Genomic DNA, 18,870 nt, shown 5'->3' on the forward strand with positions numbered 1-18,870 from the left:
AGCCAAAGCTTCACCCGTGGTGGCATGAACGCTATGTAAGATTTCATGTCCTAACGCACTGCGTTGACCTGCAATAAAGTTTTTCCCAATCATCATAACCAGTTCCTTAAAGTGTAATAACTGCGCCAATCGGCAATTCAGCATGGGTATGTGCAAGTTTATTTTTCAGAGGATGACCAAATTCTTTCATTTCAATTTCAAATTCATCGCCGACTTGTGCTTGCATTCCATCTGCAAATGACAACGTTGCTGTACCAAAATAATGAACATGTACATCCCCAGGTTTTAAAAATTGCTGATATTTAAAATGGTGATATTCCAAATTGCTCAGGCTATGACACATATTGTCTTCGCCCGATAAAAATTCTTTTTCCCAAATGACCTCACCATCGCGGCGCAAACGGCTTGTACCGACCAAATGGTTTGGAAGTTCACCTGTACGTAATTCTGGCCCATAACTACAAGCACGTAATTTAGAATGTGCAAGATATAGATAATTACGACGTTCCATAATGTGGTCGGAATATTCATTGCCTAAAGCAAAACCGATACGGTACGGTTTTGAATCTGAACCAATCACATATAAACCTGCAATTTCAGGCTCTTCGCCCCCATCTTCTGCAAAAGGAGGTAAAGGCAAATCTGTACCAGGACGCACGACAATAGAACCATCCCCTTTATAAAACCACTCCGGTTGCGCGCCGACATTACCAGTAGTGGGTTTACCTTTTTCCACGCCCCATTGGAACATACGCATGGTGTCGGTCACGGATGCAGCATCATTTAAATTTTGTTGATGCATTTTATCGCGCGTAGAGGCTGAACCTAAATGGGTTAAACCTGTACCCGATATAAAGCAATGCGCTGTATCTGGATGATCCAAAGGTGGAAGAACTTTTAATTCTGCTAGTAAAGATTGATAGTCATAGCTGTCATCGCTATACCCTAGCTGTTGAACTTGTTGTTCCAAACTTAACTGATTCTGAATGGCCATTAATGCTAAATCGCGAACGCTCTCTACGTTATTCACATGTTTAACCGTATTCTTTTCCACAACACCAACAGCGCGCTGATTATCTTTAATTTCAAACTGAATTACATTCATTACAAATTCCCTTTACACTTGTTCACTTACATTTAATTTTTGAGATTTTTTTCTTTCTAATTTTGAATAAACGAAATAAGTCAAAATTAGACCGAAGACCATAACAATAGAGAGGAAATACAGACCTGCTGCCATATTGCCGGTATATTCTTTTAATAATCCAATACCATACGGCCCAAGATAGCCGCCTAAATTTCCGACAGAATTAATTAATGCAATGCCTGCTGCTGCACTTGCTCCGGTTAAAAACCGACCTGGTAAAGTCCAAAAAACGGCAGTCATTGAGAATAGACAAAAAGCAACCGTAGATAATGCAGCCATCTGCAAGACAGGTGAGCTTAACCAAGCACTCAAGAACATGGCACAAGCACCTAATGCATATAGAAAAGCTAAATGTCCATAACGGTCATTTAAACGGTCAGTACTGCGCGGAATAATCAAAAGACCGATAATGCCAAAGATGTAAGGAATACTGGACAAAAAACCAACTTGCAGATCAGTTCCGCCACCAAACTGTTTAATAATAGTTGGCAACCATAAATTTAAACCGTAAATACTTAAGGTCACTGGAAGGTAATAAAGCGCAAGCGTTAAAACTCGTTTGTCTTTTAAAGCATGTAAGGGATTGCCATGCCGTGTTTGGTCATATTCAGATTCATCTTTAACCAATTCATTTTTCAGCCAGTTTTTTTGCTGATCGGTTAACCATTTCACTTTATCAATATTGTCTGGTAAGTATAAATAGGTAGGTAAGGCAAGAAGAACTGCGGGTAAACCTACCGCAATAAATAACCATTGCCAGCCATGCATATTCGCCATGCCATCCATACCAAGCAATGCGCCGGCCAATGGGCCTGCCACCATCATCGCAATGGGCTGAGACAACACAAACATGCCCATGATTTTTCCACGATGACGCACTGGATACCATTGGGTAATTAAATATAAAACACCGGGAAAGAAACCTGCTTCAGCTACACCCAACAGGAATCTGAGGGCATAAAAACTTTTAGGGCCTTCAATCAGTGCCATCGCCATGGTGATTAAACCCCACGTCAATAAAATTCGAGTGAACCACTTGCGCGCGCCGAATTTATCCAAAAGTAAATTGCTTGGAACTTCAAACAGAAAATAACCAATAAAAAATAGGCCAGCTCCCAGCCCATAAGCAGCATCACCAATACCAACATCTGCACCCATATGCAAATGTGCAAAGCCAACTGCTGCACGATCGATATAGGCAACAAGATAAAGTATGACCAATGCAGGGATCAGCTTATAAGTCACCGTCCGTATAACATCCTTTTCGAAATCCATATTCGACTCCACCTTCCATCTATTTATTCTTAAGCATCATGCCAAAGGAAAATTTCTATAATTTAAAATATAGTATTACTATTTAAATTTCAAACCCTTTTAAAAAGATTTTTTTTAGTGTATTTTGCTAAATATTATTTCAATAGTAATACTATATAAGGATATAGAGATGTCAGAAAAGAAACCTTTACGGTCAACAGCTTGGTTTGGAACGACAGATAAGAACGGATTTATGTATCGTAGTTGGATGAAAAACCAAGGTATTCCAGATCACGCATTTGATGGTCGCCCGATTATTGGTATCTGTAATACATGGTCAGAACTCACACCATGTAATGCACATTTTCGTAAAATTGCAGAACATGTAAAAAAAGGAATTTTAGAGGCGGGTGGTTATCCTGTGGAATTTCCTGTTTTTTCAAGTGGCGAATCCAACTTGCGCCCTACTGCAATGTTGACGCGTAATTTGGCCAGTATGGATGTCGAAGAAGCCATTCGTGGTAACCCTATGGATGGTGTGGTGTTACTGACCGGTTGCGATAAGACTACCCCTGCTCTATTGATGGGCGCTGCAAGTTGTGACGTTCCTGCAATTGTGGTGACAGGTGGCCCAATGCTGAATGGTAAACATAAAGGCAAAGACATTGGTGCGGGAACGATTGTCTGGCAAATGCATGAAGAATTAAAAGCAGGCAAAATTGATTTAAATGAGTTCCTCTCTGCTGAAGCAGGTATGTCTCGTTCAGCAGGTACGTGTAATACCATGGGCACGGCATCCACAATGGCATGTATGGCTGAGGCCTTGGGTACATCATTACCGCATAATGCCGCGATTCCAGCAGTTGACTCACGTCGCTATGTTTTGGCTCATTTGTCGGGTATGCGTATTGTGGATATGGTTAAAGAAGATCTGACTCTCTCTAAAGTCTTAACCAAAGAAGCGTTTGAAAATGCCATTAAAGTGAATGCAGCCATTGGTGGTTCAACCAATGCAGTGATTCATTTAAAAGCCATAGCAGGTCGTATTGGTGTAGATTTAGAATTAGATGATTGGAATCGTGTTGGTCGTGGTATGCCAACAATTGTCGACTTACAACCTTCTGGTCGCTTCTTGATGGAAGAGTTTTACTATAGTGGTGGCCTACCAGCCGTAATTCGTCGTATGGGTGAACATAATTTATTACCACATCCGAATGCATTGACTGTCAATGGTGAAAGTATTTGGGACAATTGTCAAAACTCACCCATTTATAACGATGAAGTCATCCGTCAAATGGATAACCCACTACGTAAAGATGGTGGAATGTGTATCTTGCGCGGTAATCTTGCCCCTAAAGGTGCAGTTTTGAAACCATCGGCAGCTTCGCCAGAATTGATGAAACATCGCGGTCGTGCGGTGGTATTTGAAAACTTTGATGACTATAAAGAACGCATTGTCGATCCAGATTTGGATGTAGATGAAACTTGTATTCTTGTCCTCAAAAATGCAGGACCTAAAGGTTACCCAGGCATGGCAGAAGTCGGCAATATGGGATTACCACCCAAGATTCTTGAAAGAGGAATCACTGATATGGTGCGTATTTCTGATGCACGTATGAGTGGCACAGCTTACGGTACCGTTGTGCTACATGTTGCACCTGAAGCCATGGCTGGTGGCCCATTAGGTGCAGTTAAAAATGGTGACTTTATTGAACTGGATGCTTATGCAGGTAAATTACATTTAGACATCAGCGATGAAGAGTTGCAACACCGTCTGGAAAATTTAGAAGAACCACCCAAACCAAATTTTATTGGCGGGTATCGTGAGCTTTATGTTAATCATGTGCTTCAAGCGGATGAAGGTTGCGACTTTGACTTTCTTGTAGGCTGTCGCGGTTCTGAAGTTCCACGTCACTCACACTAAGTTACTCAAAATAGATGATCTTGTTAATTTATAGGGTCATCTATACCATACCAAGACCAAAGATAATTAATTGCAGAATATGAGTAACGCCGACTACAAAAACCCCGTTCCGAGTAAAAGCCAGCATGCTCTCATTGTTCAACAATTGGGTCTAAAAATCGTTTCAGGTGAAATTCCTGAAAATGAAAAATTACCCTCTGAGGCTGAATTATGCAAGGAATTTCAGGTGAGTCGTCCCGTTTTTCGTGAAGCAATACGGGTGCTGAACGCCAAAGGTCTAACTTATTCACGTCCCAAAATTGGTACTGTAGTTCGTCCTAAAGATGAATGGTACTTATTAGATCCTGATGTACTTTTCTGGCTCATTCAATCAACACCTGAAAATGAGTTCTTTAAAACGCTATCAACGGTTAGACGTGTTTTAGAACCTGAGTTAGCTTATATTGCAGCCAGTACAGCGACCGAAGAAGATATCGCACAAATTAAAAAAGCATATGAAGGTATGGAAAAAGCAGAGACCGTTGAAGATTTTATACAGCCGGACATCGATTTTCATCTTTCAATTGCAAGAGCAACGCATAATGACCTACTCGCATATATGTCAAAAATGTTGGTCTTGCCGTTACAGCAATCAATTCAAGTCACTAGCCTTCGCCCCAATTTACAAGGCCATTCCTTACCTAGACATAAAGCTATTTTAACGGCCATTGAAAACAAAGACCCGCTGTCTGCAAGACATGCTTCTTTAGTGCAATTGGACGATACCAAAATGGCTTACAACTTAATCAAAAAATAAGTTGTTCATCCCTTTCTCTTTAATTTAAATATGGATTTATGAAAACTTTTAAAATTACTTGTGCTGAAAAAGGTGTGCTCATCAACAAAGCATTTAACTTTGATTTTCCTGTGGAATACACAGAGTATGAACAGCTTAGCCAACAAGATTTTTACACTCAAGTACATGATCAAGATGTCATCATCATCAGTGATTTAAAAGTAGATGAAGAAATTTTAGCGAATAATCCAGAGCTTAAATTATTAGCCTTATGCTCTACGGGTTATGACCATGTCAATCTCGATTTACTTAAATCTAAGAATATTAAAGTTTGTAATATTCGTGGTTATGCAGGCGATGCAGTCGCAGAACATGCTTTCATTCTAATGATGAATTTAATCAAAAATTTTGGTGCCCAACTTAATGCTGTGCAAAATGGTTCTTGGTCTCAAGGTTCAGTTTCTTTTTACTTAGCATCACCCATACGTGAATTAAAAGGTAAAACTTTGGTAATTCTAGGTAAAGGTGAAATTGGGACAGCATTAGCAAGCAAGGCACAAGCCTTTGGTATGAATGTCATCTTTAGCGAACGTAAAAATGCCAAAAATTGCCGTGAAGGTTATGTCACCTTCGATCAAGCAATCGAACAGGCTGATATTCTTTCATTACATTGTACCTTGAATAATGAAACACGTGAAATGATTGATCAAAATGTCCTAAATAAAATGAAAAAAGACAGTATTTTGGTCAATGTAGGTCGTGGTGGTTTAATCAATAATCAAGATGTTGTTAATGCTTTAGAAAATAATCAAATCGCTGGATTTGGTGCAGATGTTCTAGATCAAGAACCGCCAACTAAAGACCATTTATTACTTAAAACAAATCATCCAAATGTCATGATTACGGCACATATCGCATGGGCAACGGATGAGGCTCAAGATCGACTATTTTATATTTTAGAAGATAATGTAAATAAAAACATTTTAGGTATAGAACAAAATTTAGTATGACTCACAACTCATCTCCTAAATAGATTTGATTATCATTAGATGAGCACTGTATGTAGTGGTTTAACAAAGTTGAACACTCTAACGTTCAAAATTATCCAAGCACACCACCAATTAAAATATGCCTCTGAAATTTCTCAATTTTAATAAAATGACATCAGTTGTGTCGTTTTATCAAAAAAATGACAGAGGTTGCGTCGCTAACATTTGTCATTATGTGTCGCAATGCTTTCTAAGTTATTGAAGTTAATAATCTAGAAATGACAAACAATGTGTCGCATGACGTTAAAATGACACGATATTTGTTATTTTAACTTTAAATAAAAAGCCACCCTCGCGGTGGCTTTTTTCATGATCTAATTGATCAGCTTCAATTCTGGGATTTATTTCAACCGCTTCCCTGCTTCATCAATAATCATTTCCCCATCTTCCTTGCTAAAAGCTGCGCGCTGCGGAGCAGAAAGAATATCTAAAACAACTTCTGATGGTCGACACAATCTCACACCAAGTTCAGTCACCACAAATGGACGATTAATCAAAATCGGATATTGCAACATAAAATCAATCAGTTGATGATCTGTCCAATCACTGCTTTCCAAGTTGAGTTCTTCATAGGGCTTTACATTTTTACGAATTGCTTCACGTACCGACAGCCCCGCATCCTGAATTAACTGAATCAGCTCCTCTTTGGTCGGCGGTGTTTTCAGATATTCAATCACTATTGGCTCCTCACCGGTATTACGGATTAAGGCCAAGGTATTTCGAGAGGTTCCACATTCAGGATTATGATAAATCTTGATCTTTTGCGACATGACTTTTCTCAGTGCATAAACAATATTGCTTTTATATATGGATATCCGTATATTCGCAATAGTCAATATATCAGGATATCGCGATGCACCAGACCGATTTTTTTAAATGTCTTGCCGATTCAACACGTTTAGATATTTTAAAGCTGGTCATGGCCAAACAGAATGTCTGTGTCTGTGAGTTCACAGAGCAATTAAATCTGAGCCAGCCCAAAATTTCCCGTCATCTGGCCTTATTGAGAAATCTGGGCGTTTTGCTAGATCAACGCCAAGGGCAATGGGTTTATTACCGTTTAAATCCTGATTTGCCGGTCTGGGCAAATGAAGTATTAAAAATCATCGCACAAGATCCGGAAATTCAAAAGTTAAAATCTACCATTTCAGCGTCCTGCGAATTATCCTGAGCCAATATCATGTCTGCTTCAAAAATGTCATTTTTAGATAAGAATCTGACCATCTGGATTTTTATTGCCATGCTGCTGGGGATCGGGATTGGGGTTTTCTTTCCTCAAGCTTCGATCGCATTGGACCGGATGAGTATTGATTCGGTCAATATTCCGATTGCCATCGGTCTGATTGTCATGATGTATCCACCGCTTGCCAAAGTGGACTATGCCACCTTGCCGCAGGTATTTAAGGATAAACGCACGCTTACCCTGTCTCTGGTTCAGAACTGGCTGATTGCACCCTGCCTGATGTTTGCATTGGCGCTGATTTTTCTGCAATCCTATCCTGAATATATGACGGGTGTCATTTTGATCGGCTTGGCGCGTTGTATTGCCATGGTGCTGGTCTGGAATGGTCTGGCTTGTGGCGATAATCAATATGTGGCCGGACTGGTGGCATTTAACAGTATTTTCCAGATCCTGTTTTTCAGTAGCTATGCCTGGCTGTTTTTGACCTTCTTGCCACCTTATTTTGGTGTTGAAGCACAGGTGATTGATGTTAGCTTCTGGACGATTACTCACGCGGTTCTGGTTTATCTGGGTATTCCATTTTTGCTGGGCTTTTTGACACGTTTGATTCTGGTCAAGCAAAAAGGTCTGGAATGGTATCAGACGCAGTTTATTCCAAAAATCAGTCCGCTCAGCCTGCTGGCCCTGTTATTTACCATTGTCGCCATGTTTAGCCTGAAAGGCGGTGATGTGGTCAGCCTGCCACTGGATGTACTCAGAATCGCCATTCCCCTGACCATTTATTTCATTGTGATGTTCTTTATCAGCTTCTTTATGAGCAAGTGGATGGGCAATGATTATCCTAAAACCGCGGCTATTTCTTTTACCGCTGCCGGTAATAATTTTGAACTGGCGCTGGCAATTGCAATTGCCACTTTTGGTCTCGCGTCCCCTGTGGCATTTACCACGGTGATTGGCCCTCTGGTTGAAGTTCCGGTTCTGATTGCGCTAGTCAGCGTTTCATTATGGCTAAGAAAAAAATTGTTTAAAGAGGCATAACCCGATGGATCTCCCGAATATCAATTTGAATCTGCTAGAAACACCGACGCTGGATAAAGTTCAGGCCAAAGCACTGGATCATCCACCCCGGATTTTGCTGCTGTATGGTTCAAACCGTGAACGGTCCTATAGCCGGCTCGCTGTTCAGGAAGCGGGCCGGATACTGGAATATTTTGGCGCCGAAGTCAGAATCTTCCATCCCAAAGGATTACCCTTACCTGAAGATGCAGATACGAGCCACCCTAAGGTACAAGAACTGCATGAACTTTTGGTCTGGTCAGAAGGCATGGTCTGGTGTTCACCGGAACGTCATGGTTCGATGAGTTCGATTCTAAAAGCCCAAATTGACTGGATTCCTCTGGCAGCCGGTGCAATTCGTGCGACCCAAGGCAAGACACTGGCCGTGATGCAGGTTTGTGGTGGTTCGCAATCCTTTAATGCAGTGAATCAGTTGCGTGTTTTAGGACGCTGGATGCGGATGATCACCATTCCAAATCAGTCTTCTGTACCCAAAGCTTTCCTTGAATTTGAAGAAGATGGTCGCATGAAACCATCACCTTATTACAACCGCATTGTGGATGTGATGGAGGAACTCTACAAGTTCACTCTCCTCACCCGCGGTCAGTCTGCTTATCTCACCGATCGATATTCTGAACGGGTGGAAAGTGCCGAAGAATTATCAAAGCGGGTGAATCAGCAAAAGATCTAGTTTTATCTCAAATCCTCTGATCAACTTTTCAAAACTTAAATATTAAAAAATCCCGCTCAGGAAACGGGATTTTGTTTTTTGAAAATTTAACAGCCCTAAATCATTTCAATTAAAATTCTTTCGTTATACTCAGACCAGCGCTCCAGTTCCGTCCTTCTGCCGGCTCAAAGAAACGGCTATTACTTTCATTGACAATCACCGAACCAGAATAATCTTTATCAAACAGGTTATCGACACGCGCAAAAGTATTCACCGCCCAATCCTGCATTTTCCAGTTATAACCCACATTGGCGCCAGCAACCGTGTAGCTTGGTGCAGCATCAGAATTCAAGTCATTCACATAAATCTTATCGGAGTAACGCACATCCAGACCTGCATGTAGACCTTTTTCAGGCTTCCAGTCCAAACTTAAAAATGCCTGATTTTTGGCAATCCCCGGAATATAGTTACCCGATGCTATTCTAGATACTACAACCTCTCCTTCATCATTCCGAAGTTCAGGAATATCTGCATCAAAAGTAGCATCTATATAGCTATAGCTGGCTTGAGCAGTGAGATCACGCCATAAATTTTTATTCCAGGAGAGTTCAATACCTTCTCTTAAAGTTTTATCGGCATTACGGAAAGTAGAGCGACCATTGTCATTACCTGCAGAAACAATGTCATTCTTCGTCTTGGTCTGGAAAACTGCAACAGTAAAATCACCTAATGTATTTGCAGATTTCAATCCCATCTCATAAGTTCTACTTTCTGCTGCTTTTAGATCAAGTGTGCGACTACTGCCATCTGCTGGATAAGACATTTCGGTAAAGGTGGGCGTTTCAAAGCCTTGTGCATAACTGGCATAAGTCATCAGCTCAGGAAAAATCTGCCAGCTTAACGCAGCTGAAGGCAGTAATTTCTGATAATCGGTTTTACCCGAATTATTGCCATTCGCCAGAAACTTGTCTTTAGACTTGAAATGTACATTGCTATAGCGCAGGCCGGCATCTAAAGTCCAATCGGGAGCAAAATGATAAGAAGCTTGCAAATACGGATCTAAATTCCACAGGGTATTATCTTCATCTCGACGCAGTTCGCCTTTGACTCCCAAGCGATCACCTAAAAAGTTTTGATAGCCTTTACGGTCTTCGGTCATGGCATCTACGGCGACACCTGCAATCAGTTTAGTATTTGGTAGAATATCTTTACCCGTCCAGCGTAAATCTGTTCCATAAAAATTACGGTCAAAATCAATGACACCACCGGGATGATTTCGGGCTAGTTGAACTGTATTAGGTTTACAAATATCAGTATTTTCTTCATATGCACACTTTGGAATCGACTGATATTGCGTGACTGCGCGCTGTCCCCAGTAGGCCATGCCATACAGTTCATGCTGGTCATTGATCGGTTTATTCCAGGTCAAACCTGTTTGCAACTGCTCAATTTCTTTACGTGCATTATAAAGAAGGACGTTGGTCGCGACCTGTCGGGGATTGACCTTCCACTGTTCTCGGGTTAAACCGCCCGGATCATCCGCTGCAATTTTAACGTAGTTATTCATCCAGTTGATTTTAGAACCATCTTCCAGATCCCAAGTCAGCTTGGCATTATGCAGAACTTTATGTGCACTGCTGTGGTCACGGTAACCATTGGTATCAAAATAAGAGGAGCTAATGACATAGCTTGGCTCTGAAGCATTCTCTGAACCGCCTTGCAAAACCAGCTTGGTCTGCCCTTTGTTCTGGCTCCCTGCAGAATGCCCCAGTTCAATTGAGTCAGCGCCTTGCCCTTCCCTTGTGGTGGTTAAAATCGTTCCTCCGGAAGAGTTGCCATACAGTGATGAAAATCCACCACCCAATACTTCAATATGGTCCAGACTATTCAAGTCGATATTCGAGGTTTGCCCCTGTCCATCCGGCATTGTTGCAGGGATTCCATCTACATATAAACGCACACCACGCACACCAAAACTGGAACGTGCCCCAAAGCCTCGCATCGAAATTTGTAGGTCTTGGGCATAGTTTTCACGATTGTTTAACTGTAATCCCGGAACGCCTTTTAATGTTTCCGAAAGATTCACATTCATGCTGTTATCTTGTTCTTGATTCAGATAATACACTGACGCCGGTGTGGTCAATCGCTCCCGATCTGTACGGGTCGCTTGAATGACAATCGTGTCTAACCTTTGGACTTCTTGTGTATCATTTTCTGCATAAATGTTCTGACCTGCGCAAGCAATCAGGCAGGACAAGGTCGATCTCACGAATGGAAATTTCGGGCTTTGGTACATAAATGACAGGCCTTATTTGAAAGTGGTTTAATGCGGCAAATACCTTATCGAGATGGCGTACATCTCATGATTCAACTCATTTTGTTTTAAGCATCGATACCAAATAAGTATGCTAATTCGATGACATATAGTTCGCTCAATGAATAGGAATATTTTGAGCTTAAAAATTCTGTGTTCGATAAATTTAGACTTAATTAATCCTTTATCTGAATTTCGCTTAAAATCAGCCATATACAAAGCATATTATTTTAATGCGATCTGAATGAAATTGAGCTTTCAGCAACAAATCAACATCATTTCTCTGTGTCCTTAAAACTCGATGTAGGCATTCAACAATAGCGTATAAAAAAGCCTGACGAATCAGGCTTTTTTATACTGAATTAAAAGTTCAACTATTTATTATCTGGCAAGGCATAAGCCACCAGAGAGTCGCCCATTTTAGTCCCAAAGGAACCATGACCACCTGCCATAATGACCACATACTGCCTGCCATTGGCTTCATAGGTCATTGGTGTAGCCTGACCACCTGCAGGTAGACGGCCTTTCCATAGTTCATCACCGTTGTTCACGTTAATGGCACGGATGTAGTTATCTTGAGTTCCGCCCACAAACATCACGTTGCCCGCAGTTGAAATAGGTCCACCCAACATCGGCACACCCATTTTGAATGGCGGCAATGGAATGCCCGGCATACTGTCACGAATGGTACCGATGCGGCGTTTCCATGCCACTTCATGAGTATTTAAGTCCACACCTGCAACAAAGCCCCATGATGGCTGTTTACACGGTAGACCGAATGGAGACAGGAACGCACTGATTTCAACGCCATAAGGCACACCATACATCGGTTGAACGCCGGCTTCTGTACCTGCACCTTTAGCCGTCTTAGGACGGTTCGGATCTTGAGGAATCAGTTTTGATACAAATGGCAGGCCAATCGGGTTGGTTAATGCAATTTGACGGTCCGGATTCACCGACATACCACCCCATTCAAACACACCCAAATTGCCCGGGAAGACCAGTGTCCCATTTTCAGAAGGTGGTGTATAAATGCCATCGTAATTCAGTTTATGGAATGCAACACGGCAGACCAACTGGTCAAACATGGTCGCACCCCACATCTGTTTATCGGTCAATTTATCTTGTGGCGCCAGATTAAAATCAGAGAACGGTTGAGTTTTAGAATAGAACTCACCTTTGGTTTGGGGTCCACGTTTCACAGATTGTGGTACCGGTTTCTCGGTAATCGGCACAATCGCTTTACCATTACGACGATCCAGCACAAAAGCATTCCCAGTTTTGGTCAAGACATAAATGGCTGGAACCATATTGCCACTTTTGTCTTTAATCTCGGTCAATGTCGGCTGTGAAGGTACGTCCATATCCCACAAATCATGATGGGTAGTCTGGAAGTTCCATACCAGCTTACCGGTCGTTGCATTCAAGGCCAGCATCGAGTTGGCATAACGCTCGTCCAGTTCAGTCCGGTGACCACCGTAAATATCCGGGGTACCGACACCCGTTGGTACGTAGACGATATCCAGCTCTGCATCATAGGCCAAAGGTGCCCAAGCATTTGGAGAGTTATGTACAAATTTTTGACCCGGTGCAGGAATCAAATTCGGATCTTCAGCGCCTGTGTCAAATACCCAAAGCAGTTCACCGGTATTGACATCATAACCACGGATCACACCCGATGGTTCTTCAGTTGAATAGTTATCTGTAGTTGAACCCGCAATAATGATCGTAGTGCCGGTTACTACAGGCGGTGAGGTTGGAATATAACCGCCCGGATATGGGAATGGCATATCTTTTTGCAGATCGACTTCGCCATTTTTACCAAAATCAGAACAGACTTTACCGGTGGTCGCATTGACCGCCACTAAACGCCCATCATTGACCGGTAAAATGACTTTTTGTGGACATTCAGCAGAGCTGCTTTTTTTCGCAGCGAGACTGCTTTCAAAACCAGCCGTATTGTTGACATCATAATAAGACACGCCACGACAGGTTAAATGCTGATAGGTATGATCAGCTTTCAGCTTTGGATCATAGGTCCATTTCGCCTTACCTGTTGCCGGATCAAGCGCAGTCAATTTCTGGTGAGTGGTACAGATGTACATGTTGTCACCCACCTTGATTGGGGTAACCTGATTGGTGGTTTCACCCGAGTCATTTTCAGTCTTGAATTCGCCCGTGTGATATTCCCAAGCCACCTGCAAATCTTTGACATTTTCAGTATTAATCTGCTTTAACGGTGAATACCGTAAACCGGACTGGGTACGACCATAAGCAGGCCAGTCTTCATCTGCCACACCGGGAATTGGCTGGTGAGTTGCAGGCTGCTGGGATTTTAATTCACCGCGAATTTCTTGCGGGTCATTAAATACAGCATAAATCATGACAGCGATGGTAATGGCTAATGAAGCACCCAAGGCAATTTTCGCGGTTTTAGCATGATCAAAGCCACGTGTGGTAGCCGGAATCAGCAGGGCCAGACCAAACAGCCCTAAAATATCTAAACGCGGCGCAAGTGCAAAGAAATCTGAACCGACTTCCCACAGCCCCCACACCACTGTCGCCAAAACGAATACAGCATAAACCAGAAGTGCAGCGCTTTTTCGTTTATACAAGAGAACTGCGGTCGCAATAAAGAGAATACCTGCAATGATGTAGTACCAAGACCCACCCAGCACTGCAAGATAAATCCCTCCAATCAGCAGTCCTATACCGAAAACAGCGGCAATGACCGCTAAAATCGTTTTCAGTACTGAACCTGATGATGAAGTATTCATATTGAACACCTATAAAAGTTTTTTTTGAAAGTCCATGCACATGACAGGCATGAGCACCCTTATTGTTAAATTCTGAGTTATAAATACATCAATGTCTTAAGCAGGCATTGCCCATTACTGCAACAAAGCACCTAGAGATTCAATAGTGTATTTGCAACTAAAAACTATGTTTTAAAATGACGTATTAAACTTAATTCCGCCCACCCAGACATTTTCACCGTTTTTGTCCGCACCGACGTGACGCACATATTGCACATTCGGGCGAATGGTGAGCCAGGGGGTGGCATGTAAACCATAATAAATTTCTGCATCGATTTCTTGATGACGATCAGTACTGACATCGTTATTCATGTTGATGCGTGCAATACCGAACGCAATTTCATCTTGAGGACGTGAATCCATCGCGCCTTTGTAAACCAGCCCGATATTTTGCATATCACTGACGTTATTGGTTTTGGAGTCATGCACTGTCGCATTCACAAAGCCGGTCAGACCACGCGAAGCATCACCGTGATGTGCAGTCAATTGTTGCTTGGCAACGATCCAACCCCCATGGTGATGGTCGGTTTGATCTGGATTGGAAATGACTTCAGCCTCAACTGTACTGTAGTAATAACCGGCGCGATATTCACCCGGTAGTTTTTGTTCACCCAGTTTAGGCGTCCAAACCACTTCTGCAGGAAGCATTACCCCCTTAGAACCATCCGTGCTCAGGTTAAATCCTTTGCCACGTTCCAGATTCTCAGGGTTGTATTCATAAGCACCGATCTGGGCATAAAATTCAGGGTTAATGTTGTATTTGACCCGGGCTGCCCATTGGCTTACTGGCCAGTTGTACCATTGATCACCAACCCAGTTCCCGACTTGTGAACCGCATAGGGCCAGATTCTGAAAATCGCAATCAAAACTGTTGAAGTCTTCACCCTCACCAAAGCGTCCGACTTTCACATCTAGTTTTTGTTCCAGGAATTTTTTCTTGATCCATAAATCAGTCAGACGCCAGGTTTGACCACGCCCCCAGACCTCTTGCACTGAACTCAAATGGCCGTTTAAAGCAGCAGCGCTTTGAGACAGTGACTGACCGTTACGCTGGGTCACTGTTATTTGTGCTTCGGTGTCTTGCCAGCCTGCAATTTTTGCCAGATCCAGATGTGCCCCAAAAACAAACTGGTCCGTATATTCAGTTTTATGGTTTGAAGATCTTTGCGCATCGATCAAGGTTGCCATTTCACCGGTATAACCAAAACTGAAATCATAACCTTGGTTTTGGAACGCTGTACGCTGCCCGTTCCAGTCACCGAGCATCCACGGGCTTTCTGAACTGAAAGCAGCTTCAGCATGCACAGTGGTCGTGGTTAAGATGAAAGAGGCACAGCAAAGGTAAAAGGCCTTCGATAATGGGGAGAGATACATTGAATGTGATACCTTCATCACAATATGAAGCTTTTTATTATACGCCTGTTGATTTTAAAAAATCGTTACTAATAGATAAAAAGTATGAATAAAATGTTATATTTATTAGTATTATTATATGCTTTTTGTAAATTTAAAATTTATAAGTATCTGTTTATCATCATATTAAATTTAACAACATCAAACCATAGTTCCAAAGAAAAATTTGATATTCATCAGATAGATTTAGCTTTAATTTCTTATAAAAGATTCAGAGATAAATCAGCTCCATTACTATTTAATTTTCTTCATTTCAAATCATGCAACGCTACATTTTTTTTTGATTGAATACTGAATCACTATTGCGATAAGGCTTTTAAAAACATCAAAAAATTATTGTCATTTCACCATAAACTTTTAAAAATTAGATTATGCTAAAGTTATTCTGATAAGAAATTGCGTCGCTTTAAAACAATAATCTAGCTTAATAGACGAGAACAAGCATGAAAGGTTCAATCCTTGATTTTTCTATTCAACACAATACCGGTTTTATCTCGGGGGATGATAATCAGCGCTATAGCTTTAATGGCGCAGACTGGCGTAGTGAGCGTCCACCTTCACGCGGTAATCGGGTCGATTTTATCGTCAATACCGCGGGGGAAGCATCTGAGGTTTATTTAACCTCAGGCAGTTCTATTTATCTGGGAGAAAAAATTTCCAGTCAGCTTGGCAAATATTCAAATCTGGATCAAGCCGAGGAAAATTACAGCAGCATTGACTGGTTTGTAAAATGTCTGACCAACTATGCAAACTTTTCCGGCCGTGCACGCCGTAAAGAATTTTGGTTCTTTATGCTGTTTTGTGTAATTTTAGGCATTGTTGCTGAGGTAATTGATACAGTTTTAGGCACTAAACCGCTGGTGAATAGCATGCTTAATCTGGCACTTCTAGTCCCAAGTCTGGCCGTTGGCGCGCGTCGCTTGCATGATGTAGGACGCTCTGGTTGGTGGCAATTACTGACGCTTACCGTGATTGGCATACTGGTACTGATCTGGTGGTGGGTAACGGAAACCAAGCAACAAAACAATGAATATGGTGCTCCTGCCAAATAATCGAACCTTACAAATCCCGTCTTGATGCGGGATTTGTAAGGTTCGATTATTTAATGACTAAATATCAGCAAAATCAGACTTTCTCCATGCTGCAAGATCAATTAGTGAAATTTCCAGATGCTGTATGGGTGCAAATCTATAAAGATAAAATGCAGCTGATGAATATAGATGGCACGATTACGCATACTCTGCTACCCGATGTGCCTTATGCCCATCCGCGGAGTATTATTGCCGACGTTGATGCAGCGGCGGTGACGCTGAAACAGCTGTTACCCTCCTCAATGATGAAGAAACTATTTAGCTCTATAGCATTCCTGCAAATCATGGATCTGCCTGAAGACGGTTTAACCGAAGTTGAAAAGCGCGCGTTACTCGAACTCGGTTATGAAAGTAGCGTGCAAAATGTCATCCTGTTTGACCATGCAGGAAATGCACTGACCAAAGCCAGAGTTCCACCCCAACATCGAATGACGATCATCAATATTTTACTGGTGATTATCATTATAGTGGTGTTGGCATCGACCTGGTTTTTGACGCTTTAAATGTTCTTGTAAGAGCAAAAATCCCGCACGCTGCGGGATTTTTATTGAGATAACAATCTAATAAGAGAGTTGATCTGTATAGATGTAGCAGCTTATAGACAAAATATCTCTAAAAATCAGCTCAAATAAAATAAGCAAAAATTAGGGTTTATTTAAAATAATCTAGCAACTGATTAAAGCGGTCTATTTGATATTTAGGCTGTGCCAGTGCTAACTCTTCCTGACTACCATAACCATAATTTACCGCAATAGTATCAATACCATTTTGACGGGCACCAAAAATGTCATGCTCACGGTCACCCACCATCAGGCATTGATCGGCCTGTAATTTTTGCTGCTCTAAAATATACTGAATCAGCTCAGCTTTATTGGTTCGCTCGCCATTCAGCTCACTACCATAAATGTCGGTAAAATACTGGGCCAGATCAAAATGTTCCAGAATCTGTTTGGCATACACTGTCGGTTTTGCTGTAGCGACAAACAAGCGATAACCACGGCGTTTCAGTTCTGCCAGCGTTTCTGCTACACCCTCAAAAACATGATTTTCATAGAGACCCTTGACTGCAAAGCGCTCCCGATAACCCATCAAGGCCTGTTCAGCCAGAACATGATCGGCCTCAACATTTAAAATTTTGGCAAGCGAGGCTTTTAAGGGCGGACCAATAATCCAGTCGATATTGACCTCGTCACTAATCGGATGGCCAATCTTTTCCAGACCATAGCGCGCAGACGTCGTAATCCCCACTTTAGGATCGGTTAATGTCCCATCCAGATCAATTAAAATATTCTTAATCACCGCCCATCCTCTCTCATTAGTACCGATATAAATTAATATCGAGAGTTCATTCAAATTTGCCTATACTAATGCAATTTTAGTGAATGAAGGACATCATTTTGCGCCCTACCGTACTTTGCTTTTCCGGTTTAGACCCTTCAGGTGGAGCCGGCCTTCAAGCAGATATTGAAGCCATTGGTCAAAGTGGTGCACATGCGGCAATTGCCTGCACAGCCCTCACCATTCAAAATTCACAGCAGGTTTTTGGTTTCGAAGCCACTTCCAGAGAATTGCTGTTGGCACAGGCCAATGCGGTGGTAAATGACCTGCCTATTCGTTGCGTAAAATCTGGCATGTTAGGCACTACAGATAATATCGCAGCACTGGCCGGGTTTCTGACTGCACATCCAGATTATCTCTATGTACTGGATCCGGTTTTGGTCGCCAATAGTGGCGGTTCGCTGGGCAATCAGGAAACGCTGGTCAAAGCATTTACCCAGCTGATTCCATTGGCCACCATCTTAACGCCGAATACGGTTGAACTACGTGCCCTAACGGGTGAGCAGGACCTCAAACTGGCTACTCAAAAATTATTTGAAATGGGTGCACAGGCGGTTTTGGTCAAAGGCGGTCATGAAGATACGCCAGATTACATTCAGAACAGCCTGTATATTGCAGGTGAACTGGTCAACGAAACTCGCTGTCCACGTCTACCAGGTGAATATCATGGTTCAGGCTGTTCATTGGCCAGTTTCATAGCCGGACGTCTGGCCATGGGCGACCAGTTAAAAACTGCAGTACAGTATGCTGAAACCTGGCTATTTGGAGTATTAAAAAATGCTGAAATTCCTGTTCCAAATGGCCAGAGAATTCCAAAGCGTTTTTAAAATCACATGTTTT

Annotated in this window: 16 protein-coding genes; 9 read left to right on the top strand and 7 right to left on the bottom strand. The window is 42.0% G+C overall.

What is annotated here, in order from left to right; all coding sequences use genetic code 11:
* Positions 1–106: 106 nt before the first annotated feature.
* Positions 107–1,105 carry an AraD1 family protein gene (gene araD1 / locus AC1IR0_RS12260; protein ID WP_479741427.1) on the bottom strand — a complete coding sequence of 333 codons (999 nt, stop codon included), beginning with the start codon at positions 1,103–1,105 and terminating at the stop codon, positions 107–109.
* Positions 1,106–1,117: 12 nt separating this feature from the next.
* A complete protein-coding gene (locus AC1IR0_RS12265) occupies positions 1,118–2,422 on the bottom strand; it encodes an MFS transporter (RefSeq protein ID WP_479741428.1) in 1,305 nt (434 codons plus the stop codon).
* A 169-nt stretch (positions 2,423–2,591) separates the two neighbouring features.
* On the opposite strand from AC1IR0_RS12265, the gene AC1IR0_RS12270 reads away from it, so the two are divergent.
* From AC1IR0_RS12270 to AC1IR0_RS12280, 3 genes are all read left to right on the top strand, one after another.
* Positions 2,592–4,325 carry an IlvD/Edd family dehydratase gene (locus tag AC1IR0_RS12270; RefSeq protein WP_479741429.1) on the top strand — a complete coding sequence of 578 codons (1,734 nt, stop codon included), beginning with the start codon at positions 2,592–2,594 and terminating at the stop codon, positions 4,323–4,325.
* A gap of 79 nt (positions 4,326–4,404) precedes the next feature.
* Positions 4,405–5,121, top strand: coding sequence for a FadR/GntR family transcriptional regulator (locus AC1IR0_RS12275; protein WP_053578591.1), 717 nt, complete (start codon positions 4,405–4,407; stop codon positions 5,119–5,121).
* Positions 5,122–5,159: 38 nt separating this feature from the next.
* A complete protein-coding gene (locus tag AC1IR0_RS12280) occupies positions 5,160–6,110 on the top strand; it encodes an NAD(P)-dependent oxidoreductase (RefSeq protein ID WP_479741430.1) in 951 nt (316 codons plus the stop codon).
* 380 nt (positions 6,111–6,490) lie between these two features.
* On the opposite strand, the gene arsC is transcribed toward AC1IR0_RS12280, so the two are convergent.
* Positions 6,491–6,919, bottom strand: coding sequence for an arsenate reductase (glutaredoxin) (arsC, locus tag AC1IR0_RS12285; protein WP_409666647.1), 429 nt, complete (start codon positions 6,917–6,919; stop codon positions 6,491–6,493).
* A gap of 83 nt (positions 6,920–7,002) precedes the next feature.
* Here arsC and AC1IR0_RS12290 point away from each other — a divergent pair, with 83 nt between their 5' ends.
* The 3 genes from AC1IR0_RS12290 to arsH are packed head-to-tail and all read left to right on the top strand — an operon-like array spanning position 7,003 to position 9,079.
* The gene (locus AC1IR0_RS12290; RefSeq protein ID WP_253173860.1) at positions 7,003–7,320 is read left to right on the top strand and encodes a metalloregulator ArsR/SmtB family transcription factor; all 318 of its coding nucleotides are present in this window, start codon (positions 7,003–7,005) and stop codon (positions 7,318–7,320) included.
* 9 nt (positions 7,321–7,329) lie between these two features.
* Positions 7,330–8,370: an ACR3 family arsenite efflux transporter gene (arsB, locus tag AC1IR0_RS12295; RefSeq protein ID WP_409666649.1), complete on the top strand. Its 1,041-nt coding sequence runs from the start codon at positions 7,330–7,332 to the stop codon at positions 8,368–8,370.
* 4 nt (positions 8,371–8,374) lie between these two features.
* Positions 8,375–9,079, top strand: coding sequence for an arsenical resistance protein ArsH (arsH, locus tag AC1IR0_RS12300; RefSeq protein WP_409666651.1), 705 nt, complete (start codon positions 8,375–8,377; stop codon positions 9,077–9,079).
* A gap of 109 nt (positions 9,080–9,188) precedes the next feature.
* Here the strand turns inward: arsH and AC1IR0_RS12305 are convergent, their stop codons facing one another.
* The 3 genes from AC1IR0_RS12305 to AC1IR0_RS12315 form a co-directional block, all read right to left on the bottom strand.
* Positions 9,189–11,354, bottom strand: coding sequence for a TonB-dependent receptor domain-containing protein (locus AC1IR0_RS12305; protein ID WP_409666653.1), 2,166 nt, complete (start codon positions 11,352–11,354; stop codon positions 9,189–9,191).
* Positions 11,355–11,746: 392 nt separating this feature from the next.
* Positions 11,747–14,149 carry a glucose/quinate/shikimate family membrane-bound PQQ-dependent dehydrogenase gene (locus AC1IR0_RS12310; protein ID WP_409666022.1) on the bottom strand — a complete coding sequence of 801 codons (2,403 nt, stop codon included), beginning with the start codon at positions 14,147–14,149 and terminating at the stop codon, positions 11,747–11,749.
* A gap of 171 nt (positions 14,150–14,320) precedes the next feature.
* Positions 14,321–15,562 (bottom strand): carbohydrate porin, encoded by a 1,242-nt coding sequence (locus AC1IR0_RS12315; RefSeq protein ID WP_479741431.1) that lies wholly within the window; start codon positions 15,560–15,562, stop codon positions 14,321–14,323.
* Positions 15,563–16,044: 482 nt separating this feature from the next.
* Here AC1IR0_RS12315 and AC1IR0_RS12320 point away from each other — a divergent pair, with 482 nt between their 5' ends.
* Together AC1IR0_RS12320 and AC1IR0_RS12325 are read left to right on the top strand one after the other, a co-directional pair.
* Positions 16,045–16,653 (top strand): DUF805 domain-containing protein, encoded by a 609-nt coding sequence (locus tag AC1IR0_RS12320; RefSeq protein ID WP_409666026.1) that lies wholly within the window; start codon positions 16,045–16,047, stop codon positions 16,651–16,653.
* 53 nt (positions 16,654–16,706) lie between these two features.
* On the top strand, positions 16,707–17,195 hold the full coding sequence (locus AC1IR0_RS12325; RefSeq protein ID WP_409666028.1) for a hypothetical protein: 489 nt from the start codon (positions 16,707–16,709) through the stop codon (positions 17,193–17,195).
* Positions 17,196–17,343: 148 nt separating this feature from the next.
* On the opposite strand, the gene AC1IR0_RS12330 is transcribed toward AC1IR0_RS12325, so the two are convergent.
* On the bottom strand, positions 17,344–17,991 hold the full coding sequence (locus AC1IR0_RS12330; RefSeq protein WP_338839917.1) for an HAD family hydrolase: 648 nt from the start codon (positions 17,989–17,991) through the stop codon (positions 17,344–17,346).
* Positions 17,992–18,089: 98 nt separating this feature from the next.
* Here AC1IR0_RS12330 and AC1IR0_RS12335 point away from each other — a divergent pair, with 98 nt between their 5' ends.
* Entirely contained in the window at positions 18,090–18,857 is a 768-nt protein-coding gene (locus AC1IR0_RS12335) for a hydroxymethylpyrimidine/phosphomethylpyrimidine kinase (RefSeq protein WP_409666060.1), read from the top strand.
* Positions 18,858–18,870 lie beyond the last annotated feature (13 nt).

The sequence above is a fragment of the Acinetobacter sp. 129952 genome, from assembly GCF_056642055.1.